The organism is Deltaproteobacteria bacterium (genome assembly GCA_029860075.1).
Lineage (GTDB): Bacteria > Desulfobacterota > JADFVX01 > JADFVX01 > JADFVX01 > JAOUBX01.
This window is the reverse complement of record JAOUBX010000074.1, coordinates 1-21,996: the sequence shown is the minus strand read 5'-3', so window position 1 is coordinate 21,996 and position 21,996 is coordinate 1. Positions and strand designations below refer to the sequence as shown.

Genomic DNA, 21,996 nt, shown 5'->3' with positions numbered 1-21,996 from the left:
CCGAATGGCACTAAGTTAAGCCCCTTCAGCACGATATTTAGCCCTATGTGGAATATCTACCATTTCATGTCTTGGTGAGGTCAATAATGCAAAGTTTTTTCGTCTCCTTTTAAGCGCTCTTGGTTCTCGTCTGCCCGGTCGTTCTGGAACAATATTTCCCGCAATTGATTCATAAAGTTGCTCAATTAATCGATCTCTTTCTTGACGACTTATCTTATCCAGGTTTAGATGCGGTTCCCATTGTCGTAAAGATTGTACGCTGCCCTTAAAACTGATTCTCTGTGCCTTCACATCTTTTCTATTGGCTGCTTCAAGCATAAGACAACGAATACTGTTGTAAACTATGAAGTGCATCATTATTTCCTTGCGTACCATGTCAGGGGTTTTACAGCGTAGTATATCCATACCCATAGTTGTCTTGATATCCCGAAAAAATAGTTCCACATCCCAGCGTTGCAAGTAAAGATCTGCAATCTCATCGGCTGGATATTTCTTAGCATTAAGCAAGGTGGCGATAATATAAAAGCTGGTGACCCTGAAACCTGGTTCTTTAACAGTTACTTTGATCTGACGTAGCAAAAGCTTTTCCGGTAGCTCTTCCCAATCTTTTTGAGAATAACTGGAAGCTTTACTTCTAGACGGCTTTTTCCAGTGTATCAATAAATCATCTTTACCAAAGACCTTGACTGCTTCAGCCTTGGTTACAGGATGTCGTCTGGCGAGTGTAAGCACAGAATCAACACCCATCTCTTTAAATTTGGATATGTCATAATAACTACAAAAAATCTTGTCTCCAAGAAAGATATCTCCTGATTTAAAAGTACTCCATTGTTTACGTAGCATGGGAAGTTCATGGCTTTTTTTGTTTCCAATTTCGTAGCTAAGCAAGGCTCCTGTTTGCAGAGAAAAACAAGCACAGATAGAGGCTTGAGGGAAGCTGCAACCAGGTTTTTGACGACTTTGCTGTGGCCAAACATGTTGGTTTTCTGCTGTGTCAGGCATACTGACTCCTGTCCCATCTACAACAATAACCCGGCGGCCATTCAATTTAGAGGGTTCTGCTTTACTCTTTAGCTGCTTTGATGTGTGCCGAAGTATCGATTCAAGAGAGGATAGATCAAGTTTTTTTCTTGCCTGGCAGTAGGCCGACGTTGAGGAAGAAGGTAATGCTTGTGACTTCATTGCAGCAAAAGCCTGTAGCTTCCGAACCACTTCCTGACATCCTCCATCAGCGTCCAGAATTTGAGAAAAAAAGGCCCAAAATGTATTTTCTCGACTGAACCATCGGCGGCGGCTCAATGCGCCGGATTTTGTCGGGTTGAGATACTTCTTTGGAACAAATTTGCCGAAACATTCACCAAGTTGACTCAGTGATTTCTCCTTCAGCTGCGCTACTTTCTCAGCCAAAATCTGTTGGGCTGAACGGGGCTTTCTGCGGAGGGTTTGAAAGTGGAAATTGGGGAATAAAGGTGTATGATTTTTCATGCCCAATTATACCATTTTCCCCTTATATTTCATGCTCTTTTTCTATGCTAAAACCGCTTAACTTAGTGCCATTCGGGACACATCCCAATTAATTAAAATGCTTAACTTAGTGCCATTCTGATGTGTCCCTGTTAACTATAAACGGTGCTTTCGGATTGATACTTGCTCAAGTGTTTCATTCATGAATTCAGTTCCGCAATCCTGTTCTTTTTCAAACCAAGATAATATATTGAATGCTTGTTTTTCATCCCTTAATATTTCGCAGAAATCTAATAACATAGGGGTCTTGAAATAACTCTCTTCTTTTTTAACCGCCTCAATGGCTGACTCATAGTCAGTTATTTGGCATATGAACGGCAAAACTGAGGAATGAATATTATTGAGTAAAGAATCTAATATCTTGGCATTATCGCTTATAGCCAAATCATATCCGTTTTTAAATTCGTCATCTACCCAGTTAGGAATATAATGATTGTGTGCCGAAACAATTAAATTATTTTCTAATTTTTTATTGTAAATATTCTTATACCACTTGCTATAGCCAGACCCTCGAACAAAAGCATGCACATCAAAAGCGCATACTATATCATCTACATTTCTATGATTTCGTGAAAAGTAAATTTCATAAGAGAAATCTTTAATATCTTTTTTGAGGCTTATACCAGATCTTACAAAGCGAAAGCCATGATCGACAACCACTGGGTAAATATAGTTTTCTACAATTGCTTCAATTCGCTCTTTAGGTTTTAATTCTGGGTATATTTTTTCCATTTTGTTTTTAGGCTATAACGATGAAGCTCACCTTCCACGTATTACGCAGGCTAAAGCTGATTTACGGCAATATCGCCAAAACATTAAACCCGTTCGATTCAAGCAATGCACAAGTGGTAGGGTGCAGTGTTGGGTTATATTTTCTCCACAGCTTTCAAAAAATCGGAAAGTCTGTTCACGGCATCTTCTTCCTTTTCCGGGAATTTCATGTTTTCTATGCCTGGACGTGTGCATTTATTTTTATCATGACCTACGAGGTCACACCATGCTTTGCTGAGAGAGGTCCTTTTGCAGCGCGATATAGTAGCATTATGGAGTTTCATGAATTTAACTTGAATACTCACAATATTATCCTGAAATGTAGTGAAGACAGGGTTATTTCCTTGCTTCATGAATCTGATGGAATGGATCATGATCCTGACATGCTCTATGAGGTCAAACTTAGCTGTTTTGTACTGCCCATTTCTATAGATGTAGAGAGAAATGATACAACCAAAAACTACACCGATAAAACTGGAGGCCAAATAGTTGATTGTGGGATTCATTGGAAAGACCTCCTTGCAGTGTTTATTGGCGGGCTAATGGGAGTGATTTCTTTTATAGGCATAGTTGAGTTTCTTAAAATATAACCAGTTAGTCTAAAGTTTTCTCTAATTCACCGCCAAAATGACGCACTCGCCCACATATGATGTTACTCATCAAAAAAACACTTATTTTTCAAATATCCTCCTTCTTGATATCATTATAATTTGCATGATATCAAGAAACTGTATATCGCCGGATTTCACTTATCCAGTTTATATCAAAAAAAGCCCGAATCCGTTGCCGGACCGGGCTTTCTGACTTTTCCTTATTTCATTTCCTTTCCCATTTCTCTTTCCCCCGAAATATTGATTATTCATTTATACATAAAGCAAACTTTTTTGTAAATACATAAGATCTTGTTGCAAGCTTACCAATTTCGGATTGCGGATTGTAAATGCAAATTACAGATTACGGGGTACTGGTTTATTAATACCTTTTTTGGGGGGGAGTGACAAGCCCGGCAGGTTTATATTGCTAATCAACACCAGTAAGGGAGAATATCAGTCAGAGCAATACTTTAAATTAACATCAACATTTGTCTTGATGCTATTGATTGCCTGTTGATTTTTGCTTTTCAGTATGGATATTAACTTATCAACGTATTCCTGATCATGGGAAGATAGTTTATTTATAATATGCTTCGGTCCCTGGCCTGACCATAGCCATGTGGGGTGGACACCAAACCTGACAGAGAGCTTACCTACATTATCAACTGAAGGGCTGGTTGCACCCTTTTCCCATTGGGCAATGGATTGATACTTTACACCGATATCCTTTGCAAGTGCTTCAAGGGTCAGACCGGCTTCCCTGCGTAGAGCTTCAATTCGCTCCCCTCTCTCTTTCTTTGTCCCGTCACTCATGATGACAGCTTTACAGGAATCACTTTTATTTTCAATACAAGTATCGCTTGTATAAATAGCTTGACAAGCAGTTCTTCCTTGTGCAATTTATATAACCTAAAGGGAGAAAAGAAATAGCCAATACAAGAACCTCGGGGAGGCATTATGGAATCATTTTTAATTGTCGATGACGATTCAAGATTATCGGCACTTTATAAATTTTTGATCACTGTAAAATTCGAGGGGGCCCTTATCAAGTGTGCAGAAAATGGTTTGGAAGGCTTGGAAAGAGCGGAGGAAAGCGATTATTCATTAATTATTTCCGATATCGAAATGCCCGAAATGGACGGCATCGATTTTTATAAAAACCTGAAAAAGGAATATCCTTTTCTTGCCAAAAAAACCGTTTTTATCACCGGAAGTCCGAGCGGCACCCATCTCTCCTATTTTGAGCAGGAAAAACGCCCATGGTTGCCGAAACCCTTTGATCCCTATGTTTTTTTTGATTTTATTGAAGCGGCTTTCAGGAAGTGAAGGGGGGAGAAGAATTGTTGCAAGTTACAGGTTGCGGGTTGTGAGGTCATCAATAAATCGGTGGAAACGACGCTTTGCTCCTTACTCCGCCCTTTCTAAAATCCTGTGAACCCTGTCTAAAATTATCTTTAATCTGGATTCCCGACCAAGCCGAAAATGACATACCTTCACCCTTGAAATCCGATCTCCCGTTTATTTTTTACCTCCGGCTTTGCCAGCTCTCTTATGGCATGAATAAGACCTGTAATCGCCTGATCGTAGCTTGAAACTTTTCTCTCAAGGTCATCGAGCTTTTTCATCATTTCTTTATTTGATGCAAGCATTTCTCTTAATTTAGTAAAGATCCGCATTATCTGGATATTAACCTCAATGGCCTGTTTGCTTTTGAGTACACTTGACAACATAGCAACACCGTTTTCTGTAAAAACGTAAGGCATGTACTTCCTGTGCTCTCCTCATTTTAAGGTCACATCTTGTGATTTTAAAGAATCAAACTCAACTTTTGATAACTGAAACATAAAATCTACAGGGAATCTCTCTGCATTTCGCTTCACAGCCTGGTTGAGCACTCTCACTTCCAACACCATAAAGCTCTGCCAGGTCACGGTCAAGCATCACCTTCTGGCCCCGTATCAGCATTATTTTCTTTTCTATAACCTCAACAGGCAAACTTGCAATCATTTATATCATTTCCTTTCAGATCTAAAAAAACCCGAAACCGTTTACCGGTCCGGGCTTTTTTCCTTCAATATCTTTGCTTTCCCCATTTAACGCACCCCCAAAGCTTTTTTGCTACATTCTATACATAAAGCAAACTTTTTTGTAAACCACTTTCAAAGCAAAAGCAGGTTGCTGCTTTCAGGTTACAAATTGCTCGTTGAGAGCAGCATGAAACAAGCCGGGACAGCAGTTTTTTTACATCCGGATAACCCTGTCTGAATAAAGAATTTCCCCCTCTTTCAAACAAGCCCGACACATCCCCACAAAGCTACAAAGAGTTTGACTTTATTGGCTCTGTTAAGCTATTTTATAAGGCTTTAAATGGAGGACATTTTGACTGACAAGAAACTGACATACGCCGATTCAGGCGTTGATATTGAAGAGGGAAACAGGTTTGTTCAAACCATTAAACCGCTTGTAAAAAAAACTTTCAGGCCTGAGGTATTGACGGGGCTGGGCGGTTTTGGCGGTCTTTTTGAACTACAGACTGCTAAATATAAACAACCGGTCCTTGTATCATCAACAGACGGCGTGGGGACCAAGCTAAAAGTCGCTTTTATGATGGATTCCCATGAAACAGTTGGCATCGATCTTGTGGCCATGTGTGTTAACGACATCCTCGTCCAGGGAGCGGAGCCGCTCTTCTTCCTCGACTATTTTGCCACGGGCGCCCTCTCTTCGGAAAAAGCGGCTACCGTTGTCAAGGGGATTACCGACGGATGCAGCCAGGCGGGCTGTGCCCTTATCGGCGGTGAGACGGCGGAAATGCCCGGTTTTTATGGTGACGGGGAATATGATCTTTCGGGGTTCTCCGTCGGTGTTGTGGACAGGGACAAGATTATTGACGGCTCCACCGTTTCAGCCGGTGACGCAGTGATCGGGCTTAAGTCAAGCGGTATCCACAGCAACGGATATTCCCTTGCAAGAAAGGTGATATTCGACATATTGGGCCTTAACGGAAAAGACCTTATAGAAGGCACAGGAAAAACCGTTGGTGAATCGCTTCTGACCCCGACGAAGATCTACGTCAAGGCAGTGCTTCCACTTCTTGAAAAATTCAATATGAAAGGCATGGCCCACATAACCGGTGGAGGCCTCATCGAAAATATACCGCGAATTCTCCCTGACGGACTTAACGTGACCATTAATACAAATAGCTGGGAAATCCCCCCGCTTTTCCGCTTTATCCAAAAGGGCGGAGATGTGGATGAAATGGAGATGTTCAGGGTATTTAACTGCGGTATCGGTTTTGTCCTCATTGTTCCTTCTGAGGAAGCACAGCAGGCGGTAAACCATCTGACGGACGCCGGTGAAGAGGCCGTCATTATCGGTACTGTCCAGGCCTCGCAAAATGATGAAAAGAGAGTAGTACTTAAGTGAGCGACAAAACAAGAATAGCTGTGCTGGCCTCGGGAAGGGGAAGCAATTTTGTCTCCATTGCCGACGCCATTAAACGTGACGAAATTAACGCCGAGATCGTTCTGCTTATATGCAACAAACCCGATGCCGGAGCTATTGATGCTGCCCGTTTTCGCGGCATTGAGGTTAAAATCCTCCAATCAAAAGGTGTACCTGCCCCTGAATATGATGAAAAACTGGTCCAGGTCCTTAAAAGCTGCAATCCCGACCTAATCGTTCTTGCCGGTTATATGAAAATCGTAGGCAAGCAGATTATTGATGCCTTTCCCATGAAAATCATCAATATTCACCCTGCTCTTCTGCCTTCATTTCCCGGCCTTGATGCACAAAAGCAGGCCTTTGATTACGGTGTAAAAGTAACAGGCTGCACCGTCCATTTTGTCGATGAAGGAGTTGATACGGGCCCTGTCATTTTACAAAAAAGTGTCCTCGTCGACGATGACGATACGGCTGAAACATTATCTAAAAGAATTCTTGCCGAAGAGCATCGTTTGTACCCTGAGGCAATAAGGCTTTTTTCTGAAGGAAAACTCAAGATAGAAGGCCGGAGGGTTATCATTGAGAGGAGCTGACTCCTTTCATGAAACGGTAATAGTCAGCGCCTGTCTTTTAGGCGTAAAATGCCGCTATGACGGAAGCGACAACCTGAACAGGGGGCTTATTGAAAGATTGAAAAACTGTCACCTCATTCCCCTTTGTCCCGAGCAACTGGGAGGACTGCCGACACCGAGGGAAGCGGCACAAATTGTTGAGGGTGACGGCTTTGACGTTCTTAAAAACAAGGTATCCATAATGAGTACGGCCAATAAAGACGTGACGGAAAACTTCATTACCGGCGCTTATGAATCTCTGAAGATCGCAAGGATAACGGGAGCGAACAAAGCCTTTCTCAAGGAAAAAAGCCCCTCCTGCGGTGTAAAGAGAATCAAACGAAATGGTGTTGAGATAGAGGGAAGCGGTGTGCTGGCGGCGCTATTAAAAGAGGAAGGGCTGGAGGTCTTTGGGGTCTAGGCGCTTAACATAAAAAATGAAAAAACATCATACTTTTCTTTGGCGGCATTTATGCCCCTTAAGGGTAAAGAAAGTAATGCCCTCCGGGCATAAACAAGATTGCTAATAAATGAAAAAAACAATTTATGACGTCATCATATACGGTGGAAGGCTCTCGGGCCTGCTTGCCGCCGCTCTTTTAAGAGACAAGGGGGCAAGGGTACTGCTCCTCAATGACGAAGGACATTCAAAAAAGGTCACCAAAGGCTATCGTCTCGACTTCCAGATGATGCCCCTCGGCAATATTCCCGACAGCCCCGTTGTCACCAACATCCTTGGCCGCATAGGCATGGGACTCAGCAACGGGGACCTATTTCATCCCACCAGGTTCCTCTTTCAGATCGTTAATGAAAAACACCGCCTTGACATTCCCTGGCATGCCGGAGAACTCCGTGAAGAGATAGAAAGAGAATTTCCCGGTGACCTTGAAGCGCTTCTTGCCCTTCTCGACGAAGGGGATTCCTTCAGGGAAAAGGTAACCGACAAAGACCACGAAAGGGACGAAATATTTCCTCCTTACGATTTAGCATCGAAGCTTTCCTGGAAGGTGAGAGGAATGGGTAAAACATTCCACCTCCCCGAAGAGAGCCTTAAGAAAAAACTCGAAAAGGCGGCAATATCGGAGGATTTAAAAAAAATGACCTCTCTTGCCCTGCAATTTACCTCTTCCCTTTATGCTGCATCTGATAAGCTCCCCTGCATGCCTTTGCTGCCGAGAGTGGCCGGTTATTACCCCAAAGGCGGCATGGTTGGCCTTAAGAAGCTCATTTTATCGAAGCTGGAAGAAAGGGGCGTCGAAGTCGAAAAGAGTTCTGACATCAAAACAATTTCAGTGGAAAAAGGGAAAGTGGCGGAAATCACCTTTGAAACAAAAAACAAAAAGATCCGCACGCAGGCACTCATATTTAATACGGTTCCTTCAAAGCTGGCAGACCTGTTGCCGGAAACTTTCTTCAATAAACCTTTCAGGCAAACCCTTAATGATTATAAACCCTGGGGACAGTGGCAATCGCTTTTTATCGGTATCGATAGTGACAAAATCCCCGTCGGGATGGATGATAACCTTATCGTCGATGATGAAAAAGGGTCTTTTATAATCCAGATTACTCCCCTCGATGAAAAGGGCGCTGCCCCTGATGGAAAGAGGCTCGTCAAAATAAGCAGGCCCCTTGCTATTTCGGCCACCTCTGAAAATAATGAGGAGGTGAAAGCCTTTGAAGATTATGCACTGGAAAAACTAAAGCATCTCATCCCTTTTACCGACAATAAGGACCTTGAAGTCATTCACAGGGAGAAAGGCAAGCCGACCGGCACAGATGATTACCTCCTTGACGGCAACATAGTTACTCCCCCGGGCATTGGAATCCTTTCTCCTCTCTCGCCGTATAAAAACCTTTTTCTCCTGGGTCGCGAAATTATCCCTGCCTTCGGCATTGAAGGAGACTTCCTCGCTGCCGACATCATTTCACACCTGACACTGGATATCATATCCCAAAGGGAGAAGTGATTTGCAATATACAGCCAACCTCCTCTCTATGGGAGCACTTACCCTCTATATAATCAGCTTTGCAGTGGCCCTCACGGAAGCATTGAAAAATAGAGAAGGCACCCCTTTATTCAGGTTTATCCTCATTCCCGCCCTGCTCTTTCATCTGGCAGCCCTTATTGTAAGATCTTACTACGTAGGTCATGCACCGATGGCGAACCTTTACGAAACGCTTCTTTTCTTCAGTTTTTGTGTCGGGATCTCTACGCTTGTTTACGGTCTTCGCTATCCTGTCAGGATGATAGAGCTTATCTCACTGCCCGTGGCATGGATGCTGCTTTTCCTGGCCATAAGGGCAGACCATAAATTTACGCCCCTTTTCCTGGCGCTCAAAACGATCTGGTTTGAGGTCCATGTGATGGCCTCCTTTGCAGGCTATGCCCTCTTTACCCTCTCCTTTTCGGCAGCCTTTTTCTTCCTTTTTTATATGAATAAGGATTTCAAGAAGGGGAAAATCTACGAGGAGATGGTTAACTCGGCCAATGTATGGGGATTTTCCTTTTTTTCGCTTGCCATGTTCAGCGGCGCCATCTGGGCCTATCTTGCCTGGGGTAATTACTGGTTCTGGGAACCGAAAACAATCTGGTCATTTATTTTATGGTTCTATTTTGCCGGTATTATTCATGGTCATTATCTTAAAAGCTGGCGCGGCAAAAGGGTCGCCTGGATGACCATTTTCGGCTTTGCAGTTGTCATCTTTACTTATGTAGGCGTAGGGCTGATGATGAAAAGCAGTCATAATTTGTAAGTGATGAGATCATTAGACACAGATTTACACTGATTAACTATGATTTACATGATTTTGCTGAAAATATATTAAGCGGTCATTTCTAACCTGGCAAATTAATAATATTTTAAGAGTTTTATCTGTGATAATCATAATTTATCATAATAAATCAGTGTCAAAATATTTTTTTAAAAAATTGGAAAAATGTATAAATACCTGAGTTCCATAAAACTGACCCTGCTTCTTACCTACCTCATTGTGGCGGTAACGATGACTGGCTCCTTTGCCCTTCTTTTTCACAGGGAGGACTTTGATACGATAGACAGCTACGTCCTCATCAACTGGATTAGCAGAAACTCCCCTGCCCTGTCATGGTGGATCATTCTTCTCATAGCCCTTGTCTTTATTTTCTCTATTAATACCATCCTTTGCACCTATGAACGTCTTGCAGCCCTTGTGAAGGCCTGGAGAGGCAAGCAAATCGAAGCAGCAGATGACGAAGAGACACGTGTCAGTGAAGACATAGAAAAAGAGAGAGGCCTCAGGCTTAGAGCATTCCTTCCTTACATAGCCCATATCGGTTTTCTTATTGCCCTGGCGGGCCACCTTGCGGGGAGCCTCTGGGGATTCAGGGGGGCAGAGATCCCTGTAAAAAAGGGGGAGATCTATAAAATAAAAGAAGCCCCCGGCCTGTTGCTCAAGCTAAACGATGCAACCATGGAAATAGGCCGGAGAGGATACCCTGAAGAAATGTGGGCCACTGTTGACTTGCTTTCCGGCAAGAAAATCCTCAAAAAACACAAGGTAGAAATAAATTCGCCCCTTGTTTATAGAGATATAGCCGTCTATATAAAAAATGTACAATCCTACACAAAAGGTATTATTCTGAACAGCAGTGACGGGGAAAGGACTTTTTCTTTTCTCCTGGCTCCCGGCAAAGATGCCTATCTGGGCGCCGGGGGATTGACGGTAACGGCTGGAAAAATTGATGAAAGATACGGCGCCATGGAGATTTTGCTTTTTAAAGATATGAAGCTCGTGGCGAGAAAGTGGCTTACCCCTTATAATCCTTCCTATAAAACCCTTTCTTATGATGGTATGACCCTCTCTGCCGGGAAGTTAAGTATTTCCAAAACAGCTGTTCTAACCGTCAACAAGGACCCCGGCGCAAAAATCGTTTTCTGGGGGCTTCTCCTTTTTGCAGTCTCACTGCTGGCGCATCTTTTTTACAGGCGAAGCAAGTGATCAATTGAGGTCGGTTTTTCCAAATTACAATTAAGATAAAAATACCCGATTTAGCTTGTCACCGGGACCGCAGGCCTATAAAATAGAACCTTAATCCCGGAAACCATGCCCAACTGCCGTTTCCAGGTTAATAAATTCAAGGAGTATCGCTATGCCCGAAGGACAGAGTAATTGGAAAGAGAGTTTTTTTGATGAAGCAGAGGAGATCAGGATGAAAGATCCTTTATCTTATGTGCTGGGAGCCATGGATGAAGGTGAAGTCATGGTCTTTAAATATGCAGATGCCGTAAAAATGGCGGGACACTCCTGTGCAGCCGTATCAGGCGCCTACAAGATAACAGCCAAAGCCGTTAAATTTCTCTATGGCGATGAACCGGGAGTAAGGGGCGATATCAAGGTAACCATTAAAGGAAAACCGACGGATCTCGCTTACGGCCCCATGTCGCAGGTTATGTCTCTTATTACGGGCGCTGCCACGGAAACAGGTTTTCATGGCCTCGGTGGAGGACGTTTCGGCAGGTATCAACTGATGAATTTCGATGAAGACAACTTTGTGTTCAATACCTTTATCTTTGAAAGAAGAGATAACGGAAAAAAAGTAAAGATCGTCTACAACCCTCAGGCGCTCCCTGAAAACCCGCGTATGGGTGAAGTGGCGGGCCTCACTATTTCCGGCGCTGCCTCGAAAGAGCAGAAAGAAGAGTTCTTCTCACTCTGGCAGGGAAAGGTAAAAAAAATATTGCTTGAAGAAGACCGGTATGCCGGCCTTTTTGAAGTAGAAGAAGTGGCTTAAGAATCCCCTTCATCCCTTAAAGGGGAAAAATGGGGGGGGGAGACAAAAAACATAAATGGCCTGTAGAAATGAACACCTCTACAGGCCATTTTTTTATTTAAAGTGAGAAACTCATAAGCCGGGTTCTGTCTCCCCTTGCGGGGCGGTAATCATTCATCTAGGGCAGGAGTTGCCTCCTGCCTCAAGCAACCAACCCGAAGGCCCTGGACGGGCCGCCCTTAAACGCCTTCCTATTTGGTCTTGCTCCGGATGGGGTTTACCAAGCTTTTCCGGTCACCCGGAAAACTGGTGAGCTCTTACCTCACCTTTTCACCTTTTCCCTGTGGCCAAAGCCGCAAGGTAGTCTTTTTTCTGTGGCACTTTCCTTAGGGTCGCCCCCACTCCCCGTTAGGGAGCATCCTGCCCTGCGGAGCCCGGACTTTCCTCTCGTTCCCTCTGGAGAACCAGCGATTACCTGAGCTTCTCACCCTTCTAATTATATAATGAAGCCCTTATTAATACAATGGGCGAGTGTCAATCTTCCACTTTGATAATACGGTGGCAGTTGGGACACTGGTAGAGCTTTTCATACCTCATGACATCGTTTACCAGTTGAGGCGGTATGTGCATATGACACCCTGAACAGGCATTGCCGTTAACACTGATGATGACAGGCCCCCTTTTCAGCCTTGAACTGACAGTCTCGTAAACGGCTGCTGCTTCGGGAAGGATGGTTTTAAGATGAGTGTCTCTTTCCCCTCTTACGGTTTCAAGTTCTGCTTCCATTTTCTCCCTGTTTGCAAGCAGTTTTCTCTTCTCCTCTTCCATGGCAGCCTTCTTTTCGGCAAAGTCTGCTTCAGCCGTTTCCAGTTTTTTAGACTCTTCTTCCGTCTTCTCCATGAGTTCAAGCAACTCATCTTCTATCTCGGTGTTTCTCTTCGTTGCCTGGTCAATCTCTTTGAGGGAGGCCTGGTATTCAGTGTTGGTTTTTATCTCGCGCAATCTTTCTTTAAATTTGGTCAGCTTTTCCGTATTGATGGTAAGTTCCTCATCAAACTCCTTCTTCTGCTTTTCATGAATTGCCAGCTCATCCTTTATCTCCGTTGCTACCAGTTCATCCTCACCAAGAGCCGCTTCGAGCCTTTCAGCCTCCCTTGGGAAAAAGTCAATGTCACTTTTTATCCTCTCAATCTTCTGGTCTATTTCCTGGAGCTGTTCCAGTAATTTCAACTGATCTTTCAAATTCCCACTTCCTTTCCTGGTATTTATACTACAACAAAAGGTTCCTTCTCACCGCAGAACGCTGCAACAGGAAGGTCAATTTTTTTAATCTGCAATTTTTCTCTCAGGATTTTCGCAAGGCCCTCTACGACAATCTTCTCAGATGAAAAATGCCCCGGATCTATAATGGACAGGCCCATATCTTCGGCTTCTCTCGCCTGATGATAGCTTATATCCCCTGAAATATAGAGTTGAGCCCCAAGCTTTGATGCAAGCCTTATCAAACTGCCGCCACTGCCACCGCAAAGCGCGATACGGCTAATTTTTTTATCCCCATTGCCAAGTACCTTGATGCTGTCAACATTGAAACGCTCTTTGACCAGCGCGGCAAATTCTCCCAGGTTTTTTTCTCCCTTCACACTGCCGACCCGCCCCATACCTGCCGAGTTGTTCCCTTCAAAGGGCTCCATGGGTGAAGTCTCTGTGAGACCGAGAAGATCGCCCAGCATATCGTTAATTCCCCCTTCTGTGCTGTCCAGGTTTGTATGGGCCGAGAAAACCGTAAGTCCCGAACCTATCGCTTCTTTGATGATTTTTCCCTGTGGAGTGGAAAAATCTATTGTTTTTACCGGTGAAAATAAAAAAGGGTGATGCGTAACAAGGAGGTTAAAGCCCTTTGATGCCGCTTCTTTTACGGCAGCCAGCGAGGTGTCGAGGGCAACCATAATCCCCCGGGCTCCATCATGAGGATTACCGATCTGCAGACCCACGTTATCCCAATCCGCCGCATAGCGGGCGGGAGCTATTTCTTCCATTATGCTGAAAAGATCTTTTATTAAAATCACCCTTCTCCCCATGAGCAGCAACAAAAAAAAATGCACCCTTTCAGGTGCATTTTTTTGTATTTTGTATCATATTTTTTTTTATGCCATCATAACAGCAGATTCTCATTTTGCTCTCTTTCATGAAAAATCTGGTGGGCCCACCTGGACTCGAACCAGGGACCTACCGGTTATGAGCCGGTGGCTCTAGCCAACTGAGCTATAGGCCCGTAATCAAGAGAGTAATTTTAACAGATATAGCGCTAAAGTCAAGTGAATTCAATCCATTCCAGGCCACCATCACCGGCGTCGTTTCAGCAGGAGAAAAAGGATGATTTTTCGTCTTTATTGTCTATAAAAAAATGGTATCATTGTGCCCCTTGAAAGGTGATAAAATTCTTTTATGATTAACAGCAAGTTTGACCCTCTGGCCGAAAAATCGAACAGGAGCCAGTGGAAAACGCTCAAAATACTGGCTATCTATCTCTGGCCCACAGGCAGGGGAGATCTGAAAAGGAGAGTTATAGCAGCGCTCCTTTGCCTGGCAATGGCCAAGGTTGTAAACGTTTACGTCCCCTTTCTCTATAAAATGGCCGTAGACAGGCTGACCGTTACAGATATGGCCATCAGCCTCCCTCTGGGCATTATTATTGCCTATGGCGGGGCGAGGTTCCTTACCCAGTTTTTCGGCGAACTGAGAGACCTTATCTTCGTTCGTGTCTCCCAGCATGCGCAACGAACCATTGCCCTCAACACATTCAAACACCTCCATGAATTGTCACTTCGCTTTCATCTTGACAGGCAAACGGGCGGCCTTTCGAGGGTCATAGAAAGAGGAACTCAGGGCGTTCAGTTCGTACTTGGATTTATCCTCTTTAACATTCTCCCCACATTGCTGGAAATCATCATGGTTACGGCCGTTCTCCTCTATCAGTTTAACATCCTCTTTGCAGCCGCCACCTTCCTGACCATTGCCGGCTATATTGCCTTTACCCTCCTCGTTACCGAATGGCGCCTCAAATTCAGGCGAAAAATGAATGAAAAGGATACGGAGGCCAATACCAAATCGATAGACTCTCTCCTCAATTATGAAACGGTCAAGTATTTCGGCAACGAAGAACATGAGTATAAACGCTTTGACGGGTCCCTGGCAGGCTATGAAGATGCCGCCGTCAAGAGCCAGACCAGTCTTTCCCTGCTGAACATGGGACAGGGCCTTATTATCGGACTGGGGCTCATTGCAGTAATGACCATGGCTGCCGGAGGGGTTATTGACGGAACCATGACGGTCGGTGACTTTGTCCTCGTTAATACCTTTCTTATACAGCTCTATCTGCCTCTCAACTTCCTGGGATTCGTATACAGGCAGATAAAGCAGAGTCTCGTCGATATGGACAAAATGTTTGAACTAAGAGAGATTGATACCGAAATAAAGGACTCTCACCAGGCGGGGAACCTGGTAAGAGGAAATGGCGAGGTTGAGTTTAGGCGGGTCAGCTTTGCCTACAATGCAGACAGGCCCATACTCAAGAATGTCAGTTTCAAGGTATCATCAGGAAAGACAGTGGCAATTGTCGGACCGAGCGGAGCAGGTAAATCAACCATCTCAAGACTGCTCTTTCGTTTCTACGACGTAAGTTCCGGCGCCATAGCAATTGACGGGCAAAACATCCGTGAGATAAGCCAGCACTCTTTACGCCGTGCCATAGGCATTGTTCCCCAGGATACAGTGCTTTTTAACGACACCATCGCCTATAATATTCAGTACGGCTGTCCCGACTGCAGCAGGAAAAAGCTTATTGAAGGCGCACGGCTTGCCAGTATCGACGATTTTATTAATACCCTGCCCGATGGATACAACACCCTTGTGGGAGAAAGAGGGCTCAAGCTCTCCGGTGGTGAAAAACAGCGCGTAGCCATCGCAAGAACAATACTTAAAAATCCGGAAATACTCGTCTTCGACGAAGCAACGTCAGCCCTCGATTCGAGTACGGAAAAAGAGATACAGGCATCGCTGAAAGAAGTATCAAGAGACAGGACGACAATCGTTATCGCCCACAGGCTCTCAACCATTGTCGATGCCGATGAAATTCTGGTGCTCATTAACGGAGAAATCGCAGAGAGAGGACGCCACAGTGAGCTTTTAAAGGCGAAAGGTGAATATGCGCTCATGTGGGCCAGACAGCAGGAGGCGCAGGAATACAGGTCGAAGCTTGACATGATGCATGAAAAATGAGCCTCTTTTTACGGGAACAGAGTTGCCTTTGGGCGGAAGAAAGAGCACTTTTTCAACTCCCAACCGAGATAGAAGGTTGCAATATGGATTTATTTATATTACTATTTTTTTATTTTCAGCGATTTAACCTATACAAAGGCTAAATGAGGTAGGATCTAAATGTCACTCGTCGGCAATCTGGAAGGGCTCCCTTTTATAGACGTTATACAGCTCCTCAATACGTCGAGAAAAACAGGCACGCTATCTCTTAAAAAGGGGAAGCGCGAATGTGTCATCGTTTTCAGTGACGGCTACATTACGGGAGCAGCCTATCCCAATAACCAGGAAAACATTGGAACCGCCCTGGCAAAACTCGGCATACTTTCCCCGGAAGAGGCAGAACAAACATTCAACAGTTGGAGTCAATCAGGAGAGGCAGGCAAGTCATTGGCCGCTTTACTGCTGGAACAGAACAAGGTGGATAAGGGCCAGGCCCGTAAAGGACTTGAAAAGCTTGTTGAAATCGTCACTGTCGACGTCGTAAGCTGGACAAAGGGAAACTTCACCTTCGATTCTGAAATCACCGCTCTACCACCGGACTTTGCCTATTATTCGGAAGCTGCCAGCGAAGATATCTACGTAGATAGCCAGATGGCGCTCATGGATGCCCTTCGCATATTCGATGAAATGAAGAGAGACGGCACGCTTCCCGAGGAATCAGACGAGGACGAAGAGGAAGAAGAAGCATCAGCAGAAACTTCCGATGATCTGTCGGCAGATATTCTGGGCCTTGACAAGGTGGATAAGATAAAAAAAGAGATTCCCGAAATGTACAAGCCGCTGGAGGAATTCGACCCGGCCGATATTCATCGCCAGCTTGTTAATGATCAAATGGCTCAGGTCCCGGAAAAGGACCGGGAAACTTTCGCCCGGTATCTTGCCAGATTCTCCTCCCACGTTGATACCACTGCAAAGGTACAGGAAGGCAGCGCTGTCGCGCTTGTTCTCTATAGCGCCGACAAGCTGCTTGAGCATGCATTAATGACCCTCTGCAATAAAGAGGGTATTTTTGTTTTTAATACGGCAGGGGCCGATGAATTTGAGGCCAAGGTGGCGCAGTGTGTGGCTAAAGAATTCCTGACCATTATGCTCTATGACAGGCCGGGCGATAAAGAAGGTGAAATCCCGGGAGACAAGCTTCTTTCCGCAAGGGCCCACATGAAAGAAAAATATCCCTATACCCCTGCTTTACAGCTGGCCCCCCCCAAGGACGATGACTTTACACTTAAATCCTATGCAGATAACATCAGGACCGTTATTCCAAAACCTTCTTTTTCTGAAGAAGAAGTCTATATTGACAGCCTGATCAGGTTTCTTGAAATATTGCGATCTTCCCTGAAGTCACTTATCCCGCAATCGCAGGGGTGACTTCTTTGATAATTTTTTAATTAATTCTTTACCCAATGATTTAAACTCAATAAAACGAGGTCAGGTGTAGCGATGGATAAGACGAAAATCGATCAGATTCTGGAAATAGCATTTGAAAAAAAGGTTTCAGACGTTCACTTCGAAGTGGATAATCCTCCCTTTTTCAGGGCAAAGGGGCAACTCGTTAAATCAAAACTCCCCAACCTGACACCCAAGGATACGGAAGATATCGCCCGGGTGGTTCTTGCAATGAACAATAAAGAACTAACCGACGATTTAAAGGAGCAGGATGCTTCTTACACTATCGCCAACGGCGGGCGTTTCAGGGTAAGCCTCTTCCGCCAGAAGGGCTGCATGGGTATCGTCATGCGTGTCATTCCACCCCATATCGGTACCTTCCAGGAACTTAAGCTCCCCGCCGTCCTTTCCGAGATAAGCAAGGCGCCCACCGGTCTGATTATTGTTACCGGGCCCACAGGTAACGGCAAATCAACAACGCTTGCCTCCATGCTGAGGCACATCAATGAAACCTACAGCTACAATATTATTACCATTGAAGACCCCATAGAGTTTCTCTTTAGCTCCGATAAAAGCTGCATTATCCAGCGGGAAGTGGGAATTGATACGGATGCCTTCAGCCATGCCCTTAAAACTGCTCTTCGTATGGACCCTGATGTTATTATGGTAGGTGAAATGAGAGACCTGGAAACAATCGATGCCTGCATTAAAGCAGGTGAAACAGGGCACCTCGTTTTTTCAACGCTTCATACCCAAAGCGCCGCTTCGACCATTAACAGGCTGGTAGGCAACTTCCCGCCCGATTCACAGGAAGTTATCAGGCAGAGACTGGCAGATATTCTGGTAGCCATCGTTTCTCTTCGTCTCATCAAAGATAAAACGGGTGAGCAGATCCTCCCCGTTGTGGAAATAATGCGTACAACAACAACGATCCAGGCATGTATTCGTGAAGGCAAACTTGATGAGCTTGAAAAGCATATTGAAAAGGGCCGTGATCAATACGGCATGCAGTCCATGGACCAACATCTTGTCGATCTCTGCAAGCAAGATATTATCACCCTGGAAGAAGCAAAGCGGATCACCCATTCAACGGACCTGGAGCGAAAGCTTACATTTACATAATAAAGTCAGGGCCCTTCCCCTTTTTATTTATTTTTTCTTTTACCGGAACAGGGCTGCCCCTAACCAGCCCTGTCCGGTCTGATCTTTCATTTCGGACATAGTGAGAAAGCTTTTTTTTAAAGGAGGTTAATCCCTATTGAAGCTTTCCACTTTCTTCGAAGTAAAATACAATTTTAAGAGAATTCTCTTCTCATTATCTTGCCCTTACATTTTGAGATATGATATGTATTTACTTTATCATTACCCCTCCCAACGGCTGCCCGCAAGGGACATAAAGAAATTAAGGGGAGCTATGACCCGCTTCGGAATGAGAAGCTGATTTGTTTACTTGAATATTTCTTTTTTATATTGAGAAAGAAGGGAAAGCAATGAAAGAGCATTCAAAAGTTGTCGAGATAAAGGGGCATATTATCGATTCCCTCATCCTGTCAAAAGTTTTTGATGAAATCCTGGCACGGGGAGGTGATTATTGTTCTGAAGAAATCGATGTGGGAAAAACAAAAAATGACAGCAGCTATGCCCGAATTAAGGTAACGGCGCCCCATGATAAGATTCTTGCCGGAATTCTCGAACGACTCATGGAACTGGGCGCCGTCACCATGGAAGAGGAAGATGCAGATCTGGCAAAAGCAACAAAGGACGGTGTCTACCCTGAGGGATTCTACTCTTCCACAAACCTGGTCACAAAAATAAAAGTGGAAAATAAATGGTTCCCCGTCGACAACATCTCCATGGATTGCGGCGTTAAGGTTGATAAGGAAAATCAAAGGGCCCGCTGCGTCAAGATGAGTGATGTAAAAGCAGGCGACTATTTTGTTATCAGCGCAAAGGGAGTCAGGGTTTCGCTGCCTGAACGTTCCAAAAAGAAAGGCGCCTTTCAATTTATGAGCAGCGGCGTTTCTTCTGAAAAGCCGATGGCTACTCTCATAACAAGGGTGGCAGAAGAAATGGTTCAGTTAAAAAAAGAGGGAAAAGGGAAGATACTTTTTGTTTGCGGACCGGCCATTATCCATACAGGTTCCCGGAACTACATGTCAAAGATCATTGAAAAGGGCTACCTGGACCTGCTCTTTGCCGGAAATGCCCTTGCCGCCCACGATATTGAAGCCTCCCTTTACGGGACTTCCCTCGGCGTTTCCCTGAAAAAGGGCCACAACGTTCCCGAAGGTCATAACCTTCACCTGCGAGCTATCAACACGATCCGCTGCTATGGGGGGATTAAAAAGGCAGTCCATGCAGGCATCCTCAACAAGGGGATTATGTATACCTGCATAAAGGAGGGAAAGGAATTTCTTCTGGCGGGCTCGATACGGGATGATGGCCCGCTGCCGGAAGTTATTACCGATGTTATCGAGGCCCAAAGAGAGATGAAGAAAAGGCTCGAAGGCGTTGAAATGGCGGTAATGATATCAACCATGCTTCACTCTATTGCCGTGGGCAACCTGCTTCCCGCCTCGGTAAGGACCATCTGTGTCGATATCAATCACGCCACCATTACCAAGCTCATCGACAGGGGAACGCACCAGGCCACGGGGCTGGTCATCGATTCGGGAACCTTTTTAAGAGAACTCTGCCACCGCCTGCCATGAATCATATCCTCCTTTCACCACCCGATTTTTATACCGTCGATTACGAAATCAATCCCTGGATGCATGTAAGGGAAAAGCCCGATTCCGCACTGGCCGTTGAACAGTGGAACGGCTTTTATGATTGTTTAAAGACTCTGGGCTTGAAAATCGAAACTATCTCCCCTGCCGAAGGCCTGCCCGACATGGTTTTTACAGCCAACGGCGGCCTCGTTTATGGAAACAAATTCATCGTCAGCAACTTTCGCCACAAAGAACGTCAGAATGAATCGGACCTCTTTGAAAACTGGTTCCGGGAGAGAGGATATGAAATAATAAAACTTCCCAAGTCGCATTTTTTTGAAGGTGAGGGAGACGCCTTTATTCTGGGCGATACGCTGGTGGCAGGTTTTAAATTCCGCTCCCATATTCAATCTCACAAATTCATTGGAGAAGTGCTGAAAAAAAGAGTTCTGTCACTGGAGCTCATACAACCCGAGTTTTATCATCTTGATACCTGTTTTTGCCCCCTCGACGACAAATCAGCCCTTTACTATCCCGACGCCTTTGATGACTATGGAGTAAAGGCGCTGGCCCATCTCATCCCTGATCTCATTGCAGTCAATAGTGACGATGCCCTGAATTTCTGCTGTAATGCCGTTGTCAGGGGACATAACATTATAATGAATAACTGTTCCCGTGAGCTCAAAACCCACCTGTCGGAAAGAGGTTATAATCTTCACCTCTTTGATTTCAGTGAATATATCAAGGCCGGCGGAAGCGCCAAATGCTTGACTCTGTGGCTGGACAGGTATGGGACAAAGGGGTAACTTTTAACTAAGCTATTCTTTCCCCAAAATTAGAGGAGAAAAACAATGAATACCGGGTAGCTGTCGTTCCGGCCGGAGTCAGCACTTTTATTGAAAATGAGCATGAAGTTTTAATTGAGAACGGTGCAGGGCTCGGCAGCGGCATCAGTGATGAAGCGTATAAAAATACGGGCAGAAAGCAAAAGAGGCCCTATAAAAGGCCTGAGGAGGCTTTGGAGATTGCCTGGCAAATCATACCTTCGTCTTTTTGAGTTGAGTAGCTTGGGTTGAAGAATAAAAGCCAACATAAAAGGGCATAATGAAATTTAAATGTTGGGTTTCACTTAGGCTCTGCCCAAACCTGCTATCCACAAACGGAGCATATACAGCCGTCCTCCTTATTCCAGGTTTCTTTTCTCCTTGTCATCCCCGAATGCTTCTATCTTCCCTGTCATCCCCGAGCGATCCTATCGGGGATTTGGTTTTGGTTGAATCCCTTTAACAAAACGCCACACCTTAAAACCAGATTCCCGATTAGACACCCGGGAATGATGTTTGCTTGGTTGCTTGGGTGCTTGGTCTTGTGCTTGGTTGCTTGGGGTCGGACCAAGTCAACTCCCTAATATTAAACGATAAAGTGCTTGGTTGCTTGGGGTCGGACCAAGTCAACTCCCTAATATTAAACGATAAAGCCTCCAAATAAGCCCCTTTTTTCGCCTTAAAAGCCCCTTTTCAGGGGTAAAATGAAGCTTCTAAGAAAAATCAAAAAAATAGGGGAAGGTTTCAAACCTTCCCCTACAGGTAATAAAAACAATGCCATGGCTGCCATGGGGTCGGACCAAGTCAACCTCCTGATTTATTTGAATAAATGTTTAAAAAGAGGGCTTTTATAATGCTCAGAAGGCCCTTTTTAGTATCAAAATGAGCCTTTTAAGAAAACTTTTACCACGGAGAACGCAGAGAGAAAGTCCTTTCAAAAACAATTATCCAGGAAGCACACGAAGTATCACTAAGAAAAGAATAGTAAGAACGGGTTCCAGGGGGCAAGGATTCGAGGGGATAGGATTTCAGGGCTCAAGGAAATACTTTAAAATCATAAGATAT

The 21,996-nt window shown here is 44.7% G+C and carries 20 protein-coding genes, 1 tRNA gene, 1 other RNA gene and 1 pseudogene; 15 read left to right on the top strand and 8 right to left on the bottom strand.

What is annotated here, in order from left to right; all coding sequences use genetic code 11:
* Positions 1-15 precede the first annotated feature (15 nt).
* Together OEV42_17580 and OEV42_17575 are read right to left on the bottom strand one after the other, a co-directional pair.
* Complete coding sequence (locus OEV42_17580; protein MDH3976087.1) at positions 16-1,485, bottom strand: IS4 family transposase; 1,470 nt, start codon at positions 1,483-1,485, stop codon at positions 16-18.
* Between the two features lie 135 nt (positions 1,486-1,620).
* A complete protein-coding gene (locus tag OEV42_17575; protein MDH3976086.1) occupies positions 1,621-2,256 on the bottom strand; it encodes a hypothetical protein in 636 nt (211 codons plus the stop codon).
* Between the two features lie 20 nt (positions 2,257-2,276).
* Here OEV42_17575 and OEV42_17570 point away from each other — a divergent pair, with 20 nt between their 5' ends.
* Positions 2,277-2,885: a hypothetical protein gene (locus OEV42_17570; protein ID MDH3976085.1), complete on the top strand. Its 609-nt coding sequence runs from the start codon at positions 2,277-2,279 to the stop codon at positions 2,883-2,885.
* Between the two features lie 456 nt (positions 2,886-3,341).
* Here OEV42_17570 and OEV42_17565 read toward each other — a convergent pair whose 3' ends face one another.
* On the bottom strand, positions 3,342-3,701 hold the full coding sequence (locus OEV42_17565; protein ID MDH3976084.1) for a helix-turn-helix domain-containing protein: 360 nt from the start codon (positions 3,699-3,701) through the stop codon (positions 3,342-3,344).
* A gap of 144 nt (positions 3,702-3,845) precedes the next feature.
* On the opposite strand from OEV42_17565, the gene OEV42_17560 reads away from it, so the two are divergent.
* Positions 3,846-4,214, top strand: coding sequence for a response regulator (locus tag OEV42_17560; GenBank protein MDH3976083.1), 369 nt, complete (start codon positions 3,846-3,848; stop codon positions 4,212-4,214).
* 167 nt (positions 4,215-4,381) lie between these two features.
* On the opposite strand, the pseudogene OEV42_17555 reads toward OEV42_17560, so the two are convergent.
* Positions 4,382-4,895, bottom strand: a pseudogene (locus tag OEV42_17555) (ORF6N domain-containing protein).
* Between the two features lie 372 nt (positions 4,896-5,267).
* Between OEV42_17555 and purM the strand changes: the two are divergent.
* The 7 genes from purM (at position 5,268) to OEV42_17520 (ending at position 11,714) form a co-directional block, all read left to right on the top strand.
* On the top strand, positions 5,268-6,314 hold the full coding sequence (gene purM, locus OEV42_17550) for a phosphoribosylformylglycinamidine cyclo-ligase (protein ID MDH3976082.1): 1,047 nt from the start codon (positions 5,268-5,270) through the stop codon (positions 6,312-6,314).
* Complete coding sequence (purN, locus tag OEV42_17545) at positions 6,311-6,925, top strand: phosphoribosylglycinamide formyltransferase (GenBank protein MDH3976081.1); 615 nt, start codon at positions 6,311-6,313, stop codon at positions 6,923-6,925. The genes purM and purN overlap by 4 nt, the downstream gene beginning before the upstream one ends.
* Positions 6,912-7,364: a DUF523 domain-containing protein gene (locus OEV42_17540; GenBank protein ID MDH3976080.1), complete on the top strand. Its 453-nt coding sequence runs from the start codon at positions 6,912-6,914 to the stop codon at positions 7,362-7,364. Before purN ends, OEV42_17540 begins: the two co-directional genes overlap by 14 nt.
* Positions 7,365-7,473: 109 nt before the next feature.
* Positions 7,474-8,910: a hypothetical protein gene (locus tag OEV42_17535; protein ID MDH3976079.1), complete on the top strand. Its 1,437-nt coding sequence runs from the start codon at positions 7,474-7,476 to the stop codon at positions 8,908-8,910.
* Between the two features lies 1 nt (position 8,911).
* Positions 8,912-9,697 (top strand): cytochrome c biogenesis protein CcsA, encoded by a 786-nt coding sequence (gene ccsA / locus OEV42_17530; protein ID MDH3976078.1) that lies wholly within the window; start codon positions 8,912-8,914, stop codon positions 9,695-9,697.
* 183 nt (positions 9,698-9,880) lie between these two features.
* Positions 9,881-10,921, top strand: a complete 1,041-nt coding sequence (locus tag OEV42_17525) for a cytochrome c biogenesis protein ResB (GenBank protein ID MDH3976077.1) — start codon at positions 9,881-9,883, stop codon at positions 10,919-10,921.
* 151 nt (positions 10,922-11,072) lie between these two features.
* On the top strand, positions 11,073-11,714 hold the full coding sequence (locus tag OEV42_17520) for an FmdE family protein (GenBank protein ID MDH3976076.1): 642 nt from the start codon (positions 11,073-11,075) through the stop codon (positions 11,712-11,714).
* A 99-nt stretch (positions 11,715-11,813) separates the two neighbouring features.
* On the opposite strand, the gene rnpB is transcribed toward OEV42_17520, so the two are convergent.
* From rnpB to OEV42_17500, 4 genes are all read right to left on the bottom strand, one after another.
* An RNA gene (gene rnpB / locus OEV42_17515) (RNase P RNA component class A) lies at positions 11,814-12,180 on the bottom strand.
* Positions 12,181-12,227: 47 nt separating this feature from the next.
* Positions 12,228-12,935 carry a C4-type zinc ribbon domain-containing protein gene (locus tag OEV42_17510; GenBank protein MDH3976075.1) on the bottom strand — a complete coding sequence of 236 codons (708 nt, stop codon included), beginning with the start codon at positions 12,933-12,935 and terminating at the stop codon, positions 12,228-12,230.
* Positions 12,936-12,958: 23 nt separating this feature from the next.
* Positions 12,959-13,759 carry a Nif3-like dinuclear metal center hexameric protein gene (locus OEV42_17505; GenBank protein ID MDH3976074.1) on the bottom strand — a complete coding sequence of 267 codons (801 nt, stop codon included), beginning with the start codon at positions 13,757-13,759 and terminating at the stop codon, positions 12,959-12,961.
* A 129-nt stretch (positions 13,760-13,888) separates the two neighbouring features.
* Positions 13,889-13,965 (bottom strand) — tRNA-Ile (locus OEV42_17500).
* 173 nt (positions 13,966-14,138) lie between these two features.
* Here OEV42_17500 and OEV42_17495 point away from each other — a divergent pair.
* From OEV42_17495 to OEV42_17470, 6 genes are all read left to right on the top strand, one after another.
* A complete protein-coding gene (locus OEV42_17495) occupies positions 14,139-15,971 on the top strand; it encodes an ABC transporter ATP-binding protein/permease (GenBank protein MDH3976073.1) in 1,833 nt (610 codons plus the stop codon).
* Positions 15,972-16,130: 159 nt separating this feature from the next.
* The gene (locus OEV42_17490; GenBank protein ID MDH3976072.1) at positions 16,131-17,378 is read left to right on the top strand and encodes a DUF4388 domain-containing protein; all 1,248 of its coding nucleotides are present in this window, start codon (positions 16,131-16,133) and stop codon (positions 17,376-17,378) included.
* Positions 17,379-17,450: 72 nt separating this feature from the next.
* Positions 17,451-18,518 (top strand): PilT/PilU family type 4a pilus ATPase, encoded by a 1,068-nt coding sequence (locus OEV42_17485; GenBank protein MDH3976071.1) that lies wholly within the window; start codon positions 17,451-17,453, stop codon positions 18,516-18,518.
* A 368-nt stretch (positions 18,519-18,886) separates the two neighbouring features.
* Complete coding sequence (locus OEV42_17480) at positions 18,887-20,107, top strand: TIGR00300 family protein (GenBank protein MDH3976070.1); 1,221 nt, start codon at positions 18,887-18,889, stop codon at positions 20,105-20,107.
* On the top strand, positions 20,104-20,913 hold the full coding sequence (locus tag OEV42_17475; GenBank protein MDH3976069.1) for an arginine deiminase-related protein: 810 nt from the start codon (positions 20,104-20,106) through the stop codon (positions 20,911-20,913). The genes OEV42_17480 and OEV42_17475 overlap by 4 nt, the downstream gene beginning before the upstream one ends.
* A gap of 14 nt (positions 20,914-20,927) precedes the next feature.
* The gene (locus OEV42_17470; protein MDH3976068.1) at positions 20,928-21,164 is read left to right on the top strand and encodes a hypothetical protein; all 237 of its coding nucleotides are present in this window, start codon (positions 20,928-20,930) and stop codon (positions 21,162-21,164) included.
* Positions 21,165-21,996: the final 832 nt, after the last annotated feature.